The following is a 16,524-nucleotide window of genomic DNA, read 5'->3' as shown; positions in this document are numbered from 1 at the left end:
CTAACTACTGAAGAGCCTCAGGTACATCCAAGTCCGCAAGATGGCCGCACATCGATGCCTGGTTACCCAGTACGTGGCTGATCCTCTGCACCAACCGGGGCGTCATCGAAGAGCACATGCCATCGCGCTCCAACACCGCGCCAGGGGGACACTGTGACGACGAACGACGAGATTGGGAACCGACGACGTGCCTGGAACAAGGCACGCAAGCACACAGTGGCCGGCATCGGATCCGCTTTGACCGTGCTCGCCGCAGCCTTGATGCTGTTCGGGCATGTCAGTGAAGGCTCCCTCATCCTCACTGCCCTCATCAGTGCAGCAGGCGCCGCCGCCACGGGAAGCACGTCCAGGCAGCGCTGACCCCCAACCAGCGGGCCCCAGCCGGGCGGGGGCAACTTAGACCGTGGCCTATGTGGTGAGCCGTCGTTGGTTCGTTCATGGGGCGGGGTACATGGAGTTGGATCGTTCCGGACGGTCTGTGGGAGCTCGCCAGGCCGTTGATTCCGGACGACCGGGTGCGACCGCAGGGTGGAGGGACACCGAACACACCTGATGAGACGCTGTTCGCAGCGATCATCTATGTGCTGGTGAGCGGGTGTGCCTGGCGGGCTCTGCCGCCCTGCTTCGGCGTCTCGAAGTCGACCGCACACCGTCGGTTCGTAATCTGGTCGCGGGCCGGGGTGTGCGTCCCGGCACCTCACACCCAGAAGCGGTTACGACCGTAAAACGGCGGGCCTGTGGATAGAGTCCGGCGATCCTGGCCTCCAATCCGATGGCAGATCCCCGGGGACCTGCGACGCTGTAGCCGCTCGTCTCGGATCAGTCGACGGTGTCCTGTGTGGTGTCGACGTTGGTCTGTGTGGCCCACTTCTGTACGGCGGGACCGTGGCGGTGTGAACTCCACTACTGGCTGCGGATGACTCCGTCCTAAGCATCTGGAGTGTCCACGGGTAGCCGAAGTGCTGGATCAGGCCAGCGGCAAGGGCGGAGGGGGCCGCGATCAGGGACGGACCGTCCTCGGCCATCTCCCTTAACCGGCCTCAAAGTGCCGAGGGCGGCGCGAAGCGATCCACCTGCGCCTGTACCGACGCGGACCCGCGCGGGCTCCTGACGGTGGGACTCAGCGCCGTGCGCTAGGTCGAGCGGGCTGCGAGCCGCCGGGGAGGACTGCGGCAGGTGCGGGGGCGACCAGTCCGCGTTCCAGCGCCAGGCCGCCCACCCGTCGGCGTCCGCGAACGGCCCGGCCCGGTCTTCGAGCATGGAGAGGACCTGGGCGCGGGCGTCGTCCACGGCCTGGTGGTCGGTGTCGGTGACGATGCCCAGGCGCCGGACTTGGGCGTACTCGTCTTCGTCCTTCCACGTCCACGTGCTCAGGTCGGGGTCGATGACGAGGTCCACGGTCAGGTCGAAGGTGTCGAACCCGTCCTCGGTGCGGCGGGTGGGATGCTCGAAGTTCACGTACCAGTTCCGCAGCCCGGAGCCGGTGTAGAAGGCGTTGATGCTGAACCACGCCGCCGGCGGCTTCCACAGCAGCAGTTCGGTGTCCTGCCACCGCCCCGGGGCGAGCTCCCACTTCCCCGCCGCCATCGCCTCGAACGCCTCGGCCCGCACCGAACGGTCGCCGTCGGCACGGGTCTTGGCGTACAGCGAGGGCCACAATGCCTCGGCTCCGGGCAGGCAGGCAGTCACCAGGGCCTCGGGGCCGTCGGCAATGACCCGCAGCGCCAGCTCGCTCCACACCCGGCCGGTGCGATGAACGTCCCGCCGCACGACCGTCTCGCCGACGTCGAAGGACCGCACTCCGGTCACCTCTTCCTGTCCGGGGCCGGGCAAGTCGCCACGGCTTGCCCGGGCTGGCGGTTGGCTTGCCCAGCGGCTCCGGAACAGCTTGCCGGGGTCAGCGGCTGGCCGGCGCCGGCTACCTGCGACGGTACGGGTCGTCCACGCCGATCTCGCAGACTCATCATGAATGTTTCCGCAGCTCATGGGTGCAACGCGCAGTTGCGTTGCACCGGCCGTGTTGCAGCGCCAGGCCCCGGACGGGACCTGACCCGATACGACCCTAGCTATGGGCCTCGCGATTACGCCCGGCCGGGCGAACGCCGTGCCCGCGAGGTTGGGGATCTCGTTGGAAGCCGGTGGGCACGGCCGTGGCTCCGCGGCCGGTTCCCCGATGTCGATCGACCTTCGACGAGCGTTGGCGCCGCGAGGTGATCCGGGGTGCGATGAAGTCGACCGCGAAGGAGACTGCGGCCAACAAGTCGGCGAGCGGACGGCCACGCAAGCGGGCGTAGCAGGGAAGCTCAGCGTCGCCCCGAAGGGAGCGAGCCATGTCAGATGGTCCCGGCGCGGGGCAGCCTGAGGGCTGGCCCCCTGCGAAGCCTCCCCGCTGGCCGCAACCCGCCGGCCAGTCGATCGGCGGAGCGTCCCCGCAGCAGCCTCCTTCGAAAAAACGTCGGGGGCGGCGGTTCCTGTGGGGCTGCTCTGGCGCAGCTGTCTTCCTGATCGCCCTCATTGTGATCATCGCGGTGGCCAACAGCAGCGAAAACAAGGCCTCCCCGCCTGCTTCCCCCAGTTCGTTGAGCCCCACCTCCGGCAGCACATCGGAACAGATCAAGCCAGCCAAGGCGGCACCCACCCCCATCCCGCCCATCAAGCTCAGTGGAACCGGTCAGCAAGCAACGAAGCGCTTCACCGTGACCGAGGGCCTCGCGGTCTTCCGGTCAACATGTTCCGCCTGCCAGACCAACTTCATCGTCACGCTGCTCGACAGCTCGGGCCAGGTCAAAGACCTCCTGGTCAACGCCATCGGCACCTACAACGGCTCCAAGGGCGTGGGTATGAGTGCTGGCAGCTACCGCCTCACGATCCAGGCGGACTCCGCCTGGACCATCACCCTCACGCAGCCACGCCGCCAAGCCGCGGTCTCCCTGCCCCACACGTACTCAGGTAAGGGTGACCGCATCGTCGGCCCCTTCACCGCAAACCACGCGGCGACCCTGCGCGGCACCCACAAAGGCAAAGCGAACTTCATCGTCACCGTCCTTGACGCGAAGGGTGACCTGCAGAACCTCCCCTTCAACCAAGTCGGAAACTTCAACGGCTCCACCGTCACTCAAATGATCAGCGACGGTCCCTACTACCTCAACGTGACCGCGGACGGAACGTGGACACTGAAGCTCTCCAAGCCGTAGCGCTGCAGTTGTGGATGGGCGCTACCTACCCTTGGGCGCGCCTGACTGCCTCACCAAATCGAACAGACGTATCATTCTGGTGGGCTGAAACGTACGACTTCCCCGAGGACCTCCGCGCCGCGCAGTTCGTCCTGCACAGAACGCGGGCGGAGTACGAGGCGCTGTGTCGCACGCTGCCGTGGTCGGTGACGCCGGAGCCGGGCTGGACGAGCGAGAAGTACGTGCTCAACGACCGGGTGGCGTCGTTTCCGGACAGTCCCGGCTACACCGCCGAGCAGCTGCCGGAGGAGAAGCGATTGCGCCAGCGGCTGCTTGCCCTGTCGATCGCAGTGAGCACGCATCCCTACTGGGAGACGCCGACGCTGCAGGGGAAGGTGGTCGATGCCCGGATGGCGTTGAAGCACGTCCACGAGCGGGCCGATGACGAGGCGGCGTAACCCGTCATGGACGAGGGCCAGCCACTCACGGACGGAGAGGTGCCGTCTGCGACGCCCACCCCGCCGATCCGGATCCAGCTCTACGACGGCCAGCAGATCACCGGCCGCCTCCACCACCCCGGTGGCAGGGCTCCACCGGCTCCTGTTTTCTACCGGGTGAGCGTGACGCTCTGAGCCCAGCACCCAACTGGGCGCCCGCGACGTCCCCCAGCCTGCCGACGTCGAGTTCGATGCGCCGCAGACACACGTGCGGCCGATCGACGGCGTCTCCTACCAGGGTGTACGGCTCACCCGGCACCGGGACGCGATCGTCCGCGCGCGCACTGGCCACCGCCTGCCCGAGCCACCGCCCCAGCACGCCACGGCAGTTGTCGACGAAAGGGGCTGGGGCGTGGAGCGGGAGCGGCAGGCCTACGACGCCACAGGCCCGCGCCGCACCCACGTCCACACCGAGGACTGCCCCATCTACAAAGGGCCGTTCGACCTCACTGCCCAACAAGCGCTCCAGGCCGCCACACAGCCCGCGGCCGCCGTCTGCACCATGTGCAGCGCCGCCAAGAAGATCACGCAGCTACGCCAGCACCCCACACCCGGCACGCCATCAGCGCCTCAAACCCCCGGGCGGCACCCTGCAACTGGCCGGCGGGCACCAGGACATCCTCACCTGGCAGACGGGAGCGGCCCGCGAAATGGGCTACTGCCTGACGTACGCACTGCCGCTTGGCGCGGCGGGGTTGTCCTGGGCCGATCTCGTGGAGTGGTGGCAGCAGGAGAACCCAGCATGGATGATGCGTGCAAATCTGGGAGAGGAGGACACCCGCTTCTCAGACGGGAGTCGATGTTAAGTGGCGGGGGAATCAGATTCGTTAACTTCCTCAGGTTCTTCGGGCTGGTCAGGCGCGGTCACTGAGAGGGCAGGTTGCCCGCCTTTCCTCCATGTTGCCGATACTTTGAGGGTGGTCTTCCCGCCCGCGCTCGTCACTGCGCTCACCAAAAGTCCGGACTTGATGGCTAGTTCGATTCCGAATTCGAGCGTAACTTCGTCCGGCGCTGCCTTCCGCAGCCCCGAGCGCACGCTGCCGACGACGGTCTCCAGCGTGCGGGGAAGATCATCCAACTGGAATCTGCCACCGAACGCCGTATCCCTGGGCCCGCCGCGATCCTCGATGCGCACCCAGAGAGTTCCCTCGGGCGTTTCCACCTGGACAATCTCTGACAATTCTCCTCCTTGCTGATGTAATACTCAGCAACTGCATCGCGTCTAGAGGGGTGACGACCGGTGGACAACGATTCTCTGGAGACGAGCGCGGAAAGGATCTACCTTTCTGACGTCGAGCCCCATGCGGCGGCACCGATTGACGGAGCCCCAGATCTACGGTCGCGTGTACTGCTGCACGTGCTCTTCGCGGACACTCTACTGATCGGGGACTCCCAGAGCCTCAACAACAAGTACTTCCGCGCGCTCGTCTCGCCCCAGGAAGCTGAAGAAGTCGAGAACGCCGCAGCAGGCGCTGTGCTCCCGGATCTCGCCCCGCTGCTGGAGGAGGGCAGGATCCGTGTGGCTCGCCGTGCGGGGTACACGCTCCACGGGATCAGAGACGCACATGCGGCGAAGAACGTCGACCATGTTCCCTGCTCCGCCTATGTTGACCAGCTGGACGCGATGGCAGCCGCCCACTTCGTGCCGTACGAGGGAAAAGTGGTGGAGGCTGCCTTCAAATCCGGTGCGCTGCACCGACTGGAGCTGGGGCTCCAGCAGGCTCAAGGCGATACGAGGGCAGTCTTGGACGCCGCTCTGATGTGGTCCAGGGACCAAGAGGTGCTGTACTACAAGTCGCTCCGTGACTGGCTGGACTGCTACCGCAAGACATCCCCGAGGGCGAGCGCGGAAGTAGTACTGGCGCTGCAGTCGGTGGACGACTGGGCCGGTGAGTCCTACCGGCAGGCTCTCCCGAGTGCGTTGGACGTCGGTATGGCCAGTCCACGCGATGTACCGGATACGATCCCGGCTTCGCGAAGCCGCCGGATTCTGGAACAGGCAGAGCTGCCCGCAGCGGTACTCGACAATTTCCTGCTGTCGCAGCTCCCTGTGGAGGTCTTGTTCGAAGCGACAGCGCAGCCCTCACGCAACGCGCTGGTGCGGGAGTTGGCACGGCTCAGGCGTGGCCTGCAGCCGGATGTCTCGGTCCTACGGGCCGCTGTCAAAGAGTTCAGTTCGTGGATGATGGAGGCGTTCGACCGCACGTTCCGTGCCAGTGGCGGCCGGGCATGGGACCACCTGCGGGGTGAGGCCCGTCTGATGCGCTTCGGCTTGGATGAGGACCCGGCGACCGGTCGCCTGGGGGCGGGGCTGGAGATCCAGACGGCGGCTGCCAGCACCGCCCGGAACCTGTCATTCCATGTGGTGAACCGTCCGACCGAGGCAGCGGAGGGCGACTGGATCCAGGCTCCCCGGCGATCGTTGAAGGACCTCGATCAATTCGACCGGGTGGTCACCCTCTAGCCACCAGCGGCAGCGTATTCCGCTCAGCCATCACCAGGGCGTAGGCGGCGATCGTGACACCACAAGTGATCCGTCCTTGCCGCAACCAGTCCGGCATCTCATCTTGCGAGACCCACACCGGTTCGGCCACCGACTCCATTGCTTCCGGCCGGGCGGCCTTGCGCTCCGCGGAAAGCACAGTGGCACAGCAGACGTGGATGCCGGTCTCGATCAGGCCGGTATCCGCGTGGATCAATCCGATGTCCCGCACAGAGGAGGCGTCGAGTCCGGCCTCCTCCCGCAGTTCGCGCACAGCGGCTTTCTCGGGGTGCTCACCAGGCTCGCAACCGCCGCGCGGGAACTCCAGGGAGGCAGCGCCCACCGGATAGCGATATGTAGGCACCAAGCCCATGCCGTCCGGACCCACCGGTACCACCACCACCCCCGTCTGCGCCCACTGCCACCGCAGGTAGTTACCCGGCAGCCCGCCCGGTGAGACAACGTCGTCGTTGTACAGCCGCCCGAAGCGGTTGGTGAAGACCTCGACGGCCCGCTGGCGCCGGATCGGCGCGGGAGAGCCGGAAGTCTCGTGGTCGGTCGGCATATCGCTCCTGCCTGGAGTGTCATGGACTACCGGTGCGAGGGTTCCTCATCCGCCATGATCGTCCAGGGACTCCAGCTGCTCCAGCCATGACGCACGTTCATGAGAGAACTCACTGAGGTCGCAGCACAGTTCAGCCAGCGCGCGCAATGATTGCCGCTGCGCTGCGAGCCGTGCAGGGTCCCGGCCAGGAAGCCCTTTACGCAGGTTCGCGGACTCCCTAAAGGCGATATAGGCCTGCCGGTCCTGGCCTGTCCTGATGAGGCCCCTCGCGTGGCGGTGCAGCGTCTCGGGAAGCCTCGCAAGGTACCGCCCTGGCTGTCGCTCGGCCAATTCGCGCAGAAGCGCTACGGACTCTTCTCCGGAGACGACGGCAGCCTTGATCAGGCCGGTCCGCTGCCTGCACTCGGCGAGTACTTCGAGGCAATCCAGCATCGTGTCGTCCTGTCGGGCACCTGGACTCGCTTGTTCGCACAGCAGAACACCCCGGGCGGCCTCGCGGGCAGCCGCGTGCACCTGGCCGTCCTTCAGGCGCAGCAGCGCGAGAGTACTCAGGGCCGCCGCGGCGTCCAAGAGGTGCCTCTGCCGCGGCAGGCTTTCCCTCTCGGCTTGTGCCAACAGCTGCTCGTAGAGGTCAACCGCCAGCCTGCTCTGTTCCAGCGCGGGCCCCGTCTCACCGGCGCGGTGCAGCAGCAGGCTCAGGTTGTTGAGCGCCGCTGCGTACTCGGCCATGTGCCGTCCGGACTGGCGTACCAGGTCGCGGCTCAGTGTGACGGCCTGGCGGGCCGCTTCCAGCGCCATGTGGTTCCGACCCGTGTCGTCGAGTCGGAGGCTGTAGCGGGAAAGGCGGCGCAGCCTGAGGAGTTGGTCTTCCTCGGTGAATTGGGCACTCGGCAGGTCCAGCAACCGGCCGAGGACCACCACTGCGACCGGGGACAGGCTCGAGGGGTAGTCGGGCAACCTGTTTTCGACTGAGGCGAGCAGTGACGGCTCGCATACCTCGAGCACTGGCAGCATGAGGTCGGCCAGCGGCTCGGCGTGGGGCAGCACACCGCCGGTGATGACAAGCGCGGGCAGCAGCACTTCTGGGTGCTCGGCGACGGCATGGTCCAGGGCTGCGTCCAAGGCTTGGTGCGCGGGGTGGGCCTCGACCCGGCCCACGCCCGTGCAGCCGCGGGCCCGGGCGAGCACTTCGACCGTCTCCGCGGCCGCCGCGATTCGGGCCTCGGAGGCGTGATGGCGTGTCTGCAGCAGCGCGGCAAGATAGGCGTTGGTGTGCCCTGAGCTTTCCGGCGTGCTGAGGACCCGGCGGACCAGAATCTCGCCGATCCGGTCCGGCTCCAGCGGGGCCACTTGGTCACCTCCTGCGGGATAGAGCATCTGCAGAGAGGTCTGGACGCCGAACGTGTTGAGCGCCTGTCTCCCGGGAAAGGCCGCCGAATAGACCCGGTTCAACACGTCGGTGAGGTCGGTTCGGGGCAGTCTGGGGACCAGGGTAGGAACGAGTAACAGTCCTTCCGACACGCGCTCACCGCTCTCGCCGGACAGCGCCGTCTCCCCGGGCAGGCGTGCCGCGAGCAGAGCGTGCCAGCCCCGGATCTCATGGTCGCAGATCCGCTCCAGCGGATCGCCGGCTTCAGCCCAGGTACCGCCCTGCTCTAAAGCGAGGACCGCGTCCAGCGCGAGTGCGAGCACGCCCAGCAGCGAATCCTGCTCTTCAGCGCGTGCGTCCAGCGATTCCGGCGCGGCGAGCCACCCGCAGCCGAGGCGGTCGGCGAACACCTTGAAAGCCCTGGAGGCCAAGGATGAATTCGCGATGGTCCTGGGAAGCTGTACGACGCTCGCACCGGCCAGCGCCCAGTCATCAACACGGCGCTTCAGCGCCTGCCACAGCGGTTCGTCCGAGCGGGCGAGGAGCAGCAACCGCAGCCGCATCCCCTCGGGGCCGTACTGGTACACGTGCTCCAGCTGCGCACAGATGTCATCCAGCCGAGCCTGGGCGTAGTCGAAGACGACCAGTACCGGAATGCCCGCCGAGAGGGCATCGATGAGTTCGACCAACCACTCCGGCCTGCCCAGCGCCCTTTTGTCTACAAACCCGGCGATCCAACCGTGCTTGTGCATCTCGCGGCACAGTTCACCGGCGAGCCTGGTTTTGCCAGAGCCCCCCGACGCGTGCAGCAGCCGCAGCAAGTAGTCCGGGTCGTCGTCGCACCATGCCCGCAGATCCGCTAGCTCCGGGCGATCCTGGAAAGGCATCGTGCCTTGGGCAAGCAGCTGCGCTGGGGTCACACGGGATACGGCGCGCCGCGGACCGCTGCTCCCGAAGTGGCCAAAGAGCGCGGTCTGCCGGCGCTTGCGGTCCAGCGCCCAGTCGCACCACTCGGTGCCGGGCCGGTGGTCCCGGTAGTTGCGCTCCGCCAGCTCAGGGAAATGGTGTCGTACGGCATCGACGGGGATGAACCAGCCGCCAAGGGGGTACTGGTCGTCGCGCGACGCCTTGAGCACGCCGCACACCCGCCCGGTACGGAGGTCGAGCACAGGGGCGCCACTGAATCCCTCCACGACCTGATCCCCTTGGAGCCGCACCAGCTGTCCAGCCGGCCCAGCCACGACGAGGCGCATAGTGTCCCGCTGCGCGCCAGCTTGTAGGGTGCTCTCGCTGAATCCGTGGACAGCCACCTCTCCGCCCTGCGACGGTCCCTTCTCCCCGAGCCACACGCCGATGCCGCCCTCCAGAGGCTGACAAAGACGGAGCTCCGCGAGGTCCGGGAACTCATAGATGTCCCTTTCACCTCCGTGCTCTGGAACCCTGCGGACCACTTCGGCATCCATCGTGCGCCCCCGCACCGAAACCGAAACCGCCTCGCAGTTCTGAACGACATGAGCGCAGGTCAGGACGGTGTCTTCGGAGACCAAGAATCCGGAGCCATGGGGGTCGTCCGCGGTCCCTACGCCGACCACCTGATCGACGGCCAGCCGGTTCAATGCGTCCAGTCTCTCCCACGCCTCGTCGTCAGCGACCATGCCCTACTCCTCTGGGGTCGGGCAGCCAGCCTTCCGTGCGCTGCCACCGGAATCCAGTAGCCACCGCCGGTGTCCGCCTTCAAACACGCCTCAGAGCGACGAGGACCACAATCCCGCTTCGCCTTGTCGTTGCCCCCGTAGAGCTCCCCCTTGAACTCCAGGTCGTACGACTCGGAGACCGCATTCGTCTTCAGGGCGACAACCTGGGCGTGCGAGACCGCGTCCAGCCGGGCCCCGAAGAGCCCTTCCAGACGGCGGGGACGAAGGGCAACCATGACGCCCGACACTGCCCAAACCACCCACATCTGTCACAGGATCAAGCGGATTCCCCACCAGCCCCGGCACGGGGGCGGTTGCTTGCCCAGCGCTTGAGGTCGCCGACGCGGTAGAGGAGTTCGGCACTGCGCTTGCCCGCCGGGTTGGGAAACACAGGCGCGGCGGGGACGTCTCGGTCCGTACCGTTTGCCCTTGGACGACTGGTTCAATTCATACTGAGCGAGGGTAAGTTGAGCGATCAAGAAGGCGTCGTCGTCGCGGCCTCGGCCGCCGCGGTCACAACGATCGACGATGTGCCCGGCCTGATGCAGAGGATCCGGCCGGAGTGGCAGGCGAAGAACCTGATCGAGCGCGTGCGACGCATCCTGCCCGTGGATCCGAGTAGCGCCTGTCAGCGTCTGTTCAACGCCGCCGTCCGAGATCTCCGGGACAAGATCCTCATCGTGGGTGTCAGCATCGCCAGCGAGGCCGCCAAGACGGCCAAGCCGAAGCTCCCGCCGATCGAGAACGCCGAGGACATCGAGAACTACTCAACTGCCTACTTGATCAGGCTTGCATACCGCATTGGGCTTCTCAGCCGCGCCGAGTGGCGGAAGATGACGCGGGTGTACGACATCCGCAAGGACCTCGAACACGAGGACTCCGAGTACGAGGCCGGCTTCGAGGATGTCGTATACACCTTCACGACGTGCATCGACGCTGTTCTGTCGAAGGACCCGATCACGTTGATCGAGGTGTCCGAGGTCAAGCAGATCATCGAAGCCTCTGGCCCCATCACACCGGATAGTGGGCTTCTCACCGACTTTGAGCACGCACCGGACCAGCGCCAGGAGGAGATCGTCCGGATTCTCGTCAGCACGGCTCTCAGCAGCTCCGAAGTCGATGTCGTTCGCGAGAACGCCTACCTGATGCTGCAAGAGCTGAGCGGACGGACTCGAAACGGTGTGCGCCTGGCCGTCGCCAAGAACCTGCTGACCAAGCTCGGCCGTGACCCCCTGGACGAACTCACCGTGCGTGTGGCCCACGCTGCCGAGCTCCTGCCCTACTTCGGGAAGGGACAGCGTAAGGACTTCTTTGCAAGACAACTCGACAAGCTCACCGGCATCGGCCACCGATGGACGAACCACGAGGAGCACGGCCCCGCGCTGCGGCTGTTCGAGGAGTTCGGCGGCCTCGATCCGGTTCCCGACGGCATCAAGCCTGGGATCGTCAAGTGGATGGTGCTCTGCTACATCGGCGAGCCGGGGGGATACGGCGCTGGCATCAACCGCAAAGTCTTCTACAGCAACCGGGGCGTCCCCATCATCAATCAGCTCTTCCTGGACAGCCGCGGCGGCATCCAGAAGATCGTTGAAGATCTTCAGAGCGATTCAGTTGTCCGCCGCGCGTGTGGAAACGAACACGTGAACCGCCGCTTCCAGGATCTGCTCGACATCGTCAGCAGCTGATCAAAAACCCGTCCCCGTCAGGGCGCCGGACAGGCCACGTGGCCTCGGAGGATGCATCTGCTCCACCGGGGCTCGTGGCGTATCCGGACCTGGTCACGACAAGTGGGTGGTGCCGACGGCGGCACGGAGCCGGTTGCGTGCCCGGCGCTTGAGGTCACGGACGCAGTAGAGGAGTTCGGCACCGCGCTTGCCGCTGAGGAACGGGAAGTCGGGGTCGTTGGCGCGGGCCCAGCGCCGTTCAGCGGATGTGGAGGAGCACCGGGCCGACGCGGGCTCAGTCAGAAGGAGACATCGATGTAGTCGATGTCGGTGAATTCGACCTCAAGCTGGTCGGCGCGGCGGCCGTTGTCCTTGAAGTACCCCTCCTGGATTCCTTCGGCGATGACCTCGTTGGGGCTCAGGGCACCGATGTCTTGCTGGGCGTCGAAGAGACGCCGGGCGTAGTCGGCGGGCAGGTGGACGGTGATGCGCCGCATGCGGCCGTCGTCGGTCGTACCGATGGGTGCGGTGTAGCCGAAGCGGGCGCGGGCTTCCACGGTGATCCCGGTCGAGGTGGCGGCCTGCTTCCGTCGACGGTCACGGACCTTCGGTTGCCAGCGGGCGCGCACCGCGGCGTCGATCCGGTCGGCGATCGCCTTGGGCGGGTGCTTCCGCTCGCCGGTGCGGTAGCGCTCCACCGAGCGCTGGGTGATGCCGAGTGCCTGGGCAACGGCCTTGGTCGTCTTCAACTGCTTGAGCAGGAAGTTGATGCGGCCCTTGAGAGTCTTGGGGGGCTCGCGGGTGAAAGCGTCCTGCCCGGCACGCTCGATGGCGTCGAGGACGAGGGCGTCGTCGGCGTCCGCGTTACCCGGGCGGATCCGTCGCACCATGGCCTATTCCCCTTCGTCAAGAACGGCGTCGCCGCCCTTGATGTGGCGGGCGGGGTTGTAGCCCTGCTCCATCAGGTCGACCGCCCAGGCCATCTCCTGGACGCCCTCCAGCTTGCAGAAGCCGGGATTCGCGCCCAGGCGGAAGGTGCCGTAGACGGGGGTGCCGTCGCCGTTGGACGGCAGGAAGTGAAGCGGGGAGGGGCCGCGGCTGGCGTAGACGACGCAGTCTGAGAGCACCGCGAGGGGGTGCAGGCCGGTGAGGGCGGCGAGTTTGGCCATCTTGCGGTGCATATTCACCCGGGCCTTGGCGATGACTGCCGCACGGATGTACGGGTTCCAGGTCGGTCGCTCGAGAGCGGGCCACCGCTCCCCGTCCTTGTAGTGCCGCCCTTGGGGGCGTTCGCGGAGCTTGCCGATACCGCCCTTGACCGTCGACTTGACCGCCGACAGCACCATCGCGCCCTGCCGATGCCGGCGCACCGCAGCCGCCAGCTCCTCATCGCCCGCCTCGGCCAGGCGGGTTGCGTCGGCGCGGTAGGCCGGCATCTCCCGCAGCGCCGCGCGCAGCGTGTCCAGGTCGGTTTCGTCGGTGACCGCGTACGTCTTGTGCAGCGCCAGGGCGTCCAGGAAAGCCACCGGGTCGGCGTCCTTGTCGATGGGGATGCCCATGTCCGCATTGGTGGTGAGGTAGGCGTCCTTGAGGCGGTCGTGCCACGGGTCCAGGTACGCGCCCGTCTCCCGCCGCAGGTACGCCTCGATCGGGCGGACCTCGAAGCCGAGTTCCTCCGCGTAGGCCAGGGTCGGGGTTGTGTACCAGCCCGGGCCCTCCGGGCGCTGCCCGGTCGGGGTGAAGGGGTTGGGCAGGCGTGGGTCCAGGTCGATGTGGGAGAGGTCCACCAGCCACGTGCCGGGGACCTTCTTGTCGAACACGGGCCCGGTGACGTGCACCGGCTCCGACAGCCCGACTGTGAGCCGAGCGGCGGCGGCAAGGAAGGCGGTGTTGATGTCGATGCCGACCGCGTGAGGCAGCAGGCACTCTTCATCCGACAGCAACTCAGGGTCGCGCACCCACTGGTAGGCCTCCTCATCGAGGAAGCCGCGTGCCCATCCCTGCGCGACCGGATGTTCCTGGGGGGCCTCCGGCGGCGCCGGGTCCACCGGACGGGTGAGGGCGCCCGGGTTCGGGCCGGAGACCCACTCGCCGGTCGCCTCATCCTTGACCGGCCGGGTCGGCGGCCGCACCGCGGTCATCAGCTCCAGGCCCGTCACCGCGGTAGAACCGCGCGGGGTGAGCACCCGGGACGCGAACACGCCGAGAACGCGGGCCAGATCGGCCGGGTGCAGCTGAGCAGCACCGCCCCATGCCCGGGCGTCCAGAGCGTCCCAGGGCAGGATCGCCAGCTGCACGCACTGCCGCTGGCCGCCCTGCGCCGGCCGGTAGATCCGCGGCCACGGGCCGAAACCGCGCTGCGTCAGCTTCCACTTCGCCTTCGCGAGTTGCTTGATGACTGGATGGTCCTCCGCCAGTCGCAGGCCCCGGCGGTCCTGAAGCTGCTCCGGCAGCCCGAACCGCTCGGCCGCGGCCGCGGTCAGCACCATCAGCGGGTCGGAGTCCTTGCCGTGCCGGTGCAGCTTCGGCTGCCCGATACCGGACTCCTTCAACACCCAGTCCACCAGCTGCGGGATGGTGGCGGCCGGGCACTCCAGCAGTACCCCGCCCAGGCAGTAGGCGGTGCCGTCGCCGTCCAGGACCGCCAATGGGCCGTTCGGGAACCGGGGGTCGGCCGCGGGTGCGGCCGCCTTCGGCGTGGCCGGGCGCCGCGACATCGACGTCGCCCTAGCGGGGGCGGCCGGACGGGGGGCTGCGGGCACAGGGGACTGCGGGCGCGGGGAGCCCTCGGACACAGCCGCAGGAGTGCCGGGGGCATCGGTGGGCACCTGGTGTGTTTCCGGTGCGGGCGTCGGCCCGGTGAACGCTTCCGGAGCCGGCTCGGTCGCGGGTTCGGCCGGGTATTTCTCCGCCCAGCCCTCCAGCAGCCGCAGATACGCCTGACGGCGCGGCGGCCGGGGCTCGGACCGGCCGCTCTCCCAATTCTTCACCGTCTGCGTCGTCGTCCGCAGCACCTGAGCCAGCCGGGCCTGCGTCACCCCGGCTGCGTCACGGAGCCGTGCCCGTTCCGCCGACGGCGGCAACTCCGGCTCCCCCGCCAGCAGTTCATCCACCGCCGCAAGCAGCTCATCCTGACTCGGCTGATTCGGCATCCGCCACCTCCAGCCCCCAAAACTAGCAAATTTATCCTTGGATATTTCCAGTTCCTTAGCCTTGGATTTGGAAATGTCGGTTAGGCGGATGCGAAGCGGTAGCCGAAGATGGGTCGGTCCGGACGGGCCGTCTGGCGCTCGCCGGACGCGGCTTGCGCGGCGGCGGGCGTCGCGGCTGTCATGCAGGACGCATCGCGCGAGAAGGCTGAAGCCCTGGAGCCCTGGAGCCCTGCGACGGCGAGCACTACCGCCTCTTCCTCGACGACTCCCTCGACGACGGCCTGCCCCTCATCCCGACGCCGTTCCCCTCCACGGCTACCCCGAACCCCACTGACACACGGTGCGGGGAAGGCACGCGCGCTGCCGCCCGCCATCCCTTCTGCCATAGCTCTTGTCAGTTGGCGCCTCGGGCGATGGACCGACCGACGTGGGTCCACGTTGGCTCGACAGGTTGCTCCCGTGTGGCGTCGGTGAGGCCGTCGAGGTGATCGACAGCCTGACGGGTGATGTACCGGTCGGGGTCAGGGGACTGCACGTAGCGGCGAAGGAGGGCAGGGTCGAGGTCCTGGCGCTGGAGGTAAGCAGTGATCGTCCCAACCAGGAGATGGTTGTGGGCAAGGGCGTCGGTCAGGGCGTACAGGACCAGGCGCTGCCATTCGTTCTTGCAAGCCTGGTGCAAGGTGCCCAGACTCTGGGCGCGGGCAAGGTAGGCGTTGATGTGTCGGCAGTGGTAGGTGACCAGCGCGAGCAGTTCGTCCGGCACCTCATCACCCGCCGCCGGGCGCGGGGCGGGCGCGACGGTACGCGCCGCTGGTGCAGGCGGCAGGGCGTCACGGATCTGCTGAAGGCCTTCCGACTGCTCGGGGCCCCGAGGGGTCTCGGTGCATCGCACAGGACGCTTGCGCGGGTATGAGGTCATGACAGTTGCGCTCTCCGGCCGGCCCCACGATCCGGCGCTCGTCGGTGGCCTGGCCACACGGTGGGCGCTGTGAACGACGCAGTGCGCCTAGGGCCTACCCGTCCGCATCAGTCGGGGGCTGACGCGGCACTCGGCCGGGCACCGTCACAGCGGACTCAAGGGCGGCACCACTCAGGGAACGATCCACGTCCCGGTGAGGTCACGCAGCGGCGGGCCAGCCCTGGCACCCCTCGCCCGCAGCCCCGGCACAACGTCCCTCGCACAGCGGCACCAAGCCACCGCGCCTGCGCCATCTGCCCTGGGGATGTGCTCAGGGGCGCCACGCCACCGCAACGAACGGCGCCGCCCGAACCTCTCGCGTTTCAAACAGTGCCGCTGTGTGATGCGCCGAACAGCCGTCATGCCCGGTGGAGGGCTTCCCCGAGGGCGCCTTTCTCCCACGGTGGACGCACGTTGGAACAACTCTCGGTGGATGGAGGGGATTTCCTTGTCTGAAGCGACGCCTGGCGATGCCGTGGCCACGGACGTCACGGTGCAAGGCAAGCTCGCCAGCAGGAGCGGCGAGATGTTCGTCGAGGTGCAGCGGGCGGACGGAAAGGCGGCGGCGCTGTGCGCGGTAGCGGGAGGCCTGCTGGCCCTCGTCGGTGCCGCGCTGGTTGCACCGGCAAATGGCGTGCATCTGGCAAAAGCCGTCCTGGGGTGCGCCTGCGTTCTCCTCGGCGCGGCGCTGTTAGCCGCTTTGCTCTCCATTCGTCCTGTGCTGCCGCCTGGCAGTGCCTTGACGGGGCTGGAAGGCGTGTGCGCCGGGTCGGCAGCGGAGGATGTCGTGGCGGCATTTCAGGCCATGAGCAGCGGGGATCGCGTGCGGGTTGAGGTGGACCGTCTGTCGCTGCGGGCCGGTCTCGCCCGCAGGAAGTACCGGGCGATCAAGGTGTCTGTGGATCTGATCGTCACAGCCATCCTCGTGGCCGGAATTGGATTGTTGATCCCCTATGTGACTACTTGAGAG

The 16,524-nt window shown here is 67.4% G+C and carries 15 protein-coding genes and 1 pseudogene; 9 read left to right on the top strand and 7 right to left on the bottom strand.

The genetic code is table 11. The features are described 5' to 3' along the window. Positions 1–153 precede the first annotated feature (153 nt). Entirely contained in the window at positions 154–360 is a 207-nt protein-coding gene (locus tag OG741_RS37815) for a hypothetical protein (RefSeq protein ID WP_405593797.1), read from the top strand. Between the two features lie 77 nt (positions 361–437). Then, positions 438–683, top strand: a pseudogene (locus OG741_RS37810) (transposase); the annotation flags it as partial. A gap of 244 nt (positions 684–927) precedes the next feature. Here the strand turns inward: OG741_RS37810 and OG741_RS37805 are convergent. After that, the gene (locus OG741_RS37805; protein ID WP_405593799.1) at positions 928–1,800 is read right to left on the bottom strand and encodes a DUF402 domain-containing protein; all 873 of its coding nucleotides are present in this window, start codon (positions 1,798–1,800) and stop codon (positions 928–930) included. 530 nt (positions 1,801–2,330) lie between these two features. Between OG741_RS37805 and OG741_RS37800 the strand changes: the two genes are divergently transcribed. The 4 genes from OG741_RS37800 to OG741_RS37785 all read left to right on the top strand — a co-directional run bounded on the left by OG741_RS37800 (position 2,331) and on the right by OG741_RS37785 (position 4,541). Next, the gene (locus OG741_RS37800) at positions 2,331–3,194 is read left to right on the top strand and encodes a hypothetical protein (RefSeq protein WP_405593801.1); all 864 of its coding nucleotides are present in this window, start codon (positions 2,331–2,333) and stop codon (positions 3,192–3,194) included. Then, positions 3,167–3,631, top strand: a complete 465-nt coding sequence (locus OG741_RS37795) for a hypothetical protein (protein ID WP_405593802.1) — start codon at positions 3,167–3,169, stop codon at positions 3,629–3,631. The genes OG741_RS37800 and OG741_RS37795 overlap by 28 nt, the downstream gene beginning before the upstream one ends. Positions 3,632–3,637: 6 nt before the next feature. Continuing rightward, positions 3,638–3,805, top strand: coding sequence for a hypothetical protein (locus OG741_RS37790; RefSeq protein WP_405593804.1), 168 nt, complete (start codon positions 3,638–3,640; stop codon positions 3,803–3,805). A gap of 73 nt (positions 3,806–3,878) precedes the next feature. Further along, positions 3,879–4,541: a DUF6233 domain-containing protein gene (locus OG741_RS37785; RefSeq protein WP_405605317.1), complete on the top strand. Its 663-nt coding sequence runs from the start codon at positions 3,879–3,881 to the stop codon at positions 4,539–4,541. Here OG741_RS37785 and OG741_RS37780 read toward each other — a convergent pair. Beyond that, complete coding sequence (locus tag OG741_RS37780) at positions 4,473–4,850, bottom strand: CU044_2847 family protein (RefSeq protein ID WP_405593808.1); 378 nt, start codon at positions 4,848–4,850, stop codon at positions 4,473–4,475. The two genes, OG741_RS37785 and OG741_RS37780, sit on opposite strands and share 69 nt — an antisense overlap. Before the next feature lie 177 nt (positions 4,851–5,027). Here OG741_RS37780 and OG741_RS37775 point away from each other — a divergent pair, with 177 nt between their 5' ends. Further along, positions 5,028–6,134 carry a hypothetical protein gene (locus OG741_RS37775; RefSeq protein WP_405593810.1) on the top strand — a complete coding sequence of 369 codons (1,107 nt, stop codon included), beginning with the start codon at positions 5,028–5,030 and terminating at the stop codon, positions 6,132–6,134. Here the strand turns inward: OG741_RS37775 and OG741_RS37770 are convergent. Together OG741_RS37770 and OG741_RS37765 are read right to left on the bottom strand one after the other, a co-directional pair. After that, complete coding sequence (locus tag OG741_RS37770) at positions 6,124–6,717, bottom strand: NUDIX hydrolase (protein ID WP_405593812.1); 594 nt, start codon at positions 6,715–6,717, stop codon at positions 6,124–6,126. The genes OG741_RS37775 and OG741_RS37770 overlap by 11 nt on opposite strands. A 45-nt stretch (positions 6,718–6,762) precedes the next feature. Beyond that, the gene (locus tag OG741_RS37765) at positions 6,763–9,741 is read right to left on the bottom strand and encodes a serine protease (protein ID WP_405593814.1); all 2,979 of its coding nucleotides are present in this window, start codon (positions 9,739–9,741) and stop codon (positions 6,763–6,765) included. Between the two features lie 407 nt (positions 9,742–10,148). Between OG741_RS37765 and OG741_RS37760 the strand changes: the two genes are divergently transcribed. After that, positions 10,149–11,465: a hypothetical protein gene (locus tag OG741_RS37760; RefSeq protein ID WP_405593816.1), complete on the top strand. Its 1,317-nt coding sequence runs from the start codon at positions 10,149–10,151 to the stop codon at positions 11,463–11,465. Between the two features lie 278 nt (positions 11,466–11,743). Here OG741_RS37760 and tpg read toward each other — a convergent pair whose 3' ends face one another. The 3 genes from tpg to OG741_RS37745 all read right to left on the bottom strand — a co-directional run bounded on the left by tpg (position 11,744) and on the right by OG741_RS37745 (position 15,515). Next, positions 11,744–12,334 carry a telomere-protecting terminal protein Tpg gene (tpg, locus tag OG741_RS37755; RefSeq protein WP_405593818.1) on the bottom strand — a complete coding sequence of 197 codons (591 nt, stop codon included), beginning with the start codon at positions 12,332–12,334 and terminating at the stop codon, positions 11,744–11,746. Positions 12,335–12,337: 3 nt separating this feature from the next. Beyond that, a complete protein-coding gene (tap, locus tag OG741_RS37750) occupies positions 12,338–14,596 on the bottom strand; it encodes a telomere-associated protein Tap (protein ID WP_405593820.1) in 2,259 nt (752 codons plus the stop codon). 394 nt (positions 14,597–14,990) lie between these two features. Next, positions 14,991–15,515, bottom strand: a complete 525-nt coding sequence (locus OG741_RS37745) for a hypothetical protein (RefSeq protein ID WP_405593823.1) — start codon at positions 15,513–15,515, stop codon at positions 14,991–14,993. A gap of 472 nt (positions 15,516–15,987) precedes the next feature. Here OG741_RS37745 and OG741_RS37740 point away from each other — a divergent pair, with 472 nt between their 5' ends. Then, on the top strand, positions 15,988–16,521 hold the full coding sequence (locus OG741_RS37740) for a hypothetical protein (RefSeq protein ID WP_405593825.1): 534 nt from the start codon (positions 15,988–15,990) through the stop codon (positions 16,519–16,521). Positions 16,522–16,524 lie beyond the last annotated feature (3 nt).

Source organism: Streptomyces sp. NBC_01410, from assembly GCF_045040195.1.
Lineage (GTDB): Bacteria > Actinomycetota > Actinomycetes > Streptomycetales > Streptomycetaceae > Streptomyces.
This window is presented reverse-complemented; position numbering and strand designations above follow the sequence as displayed.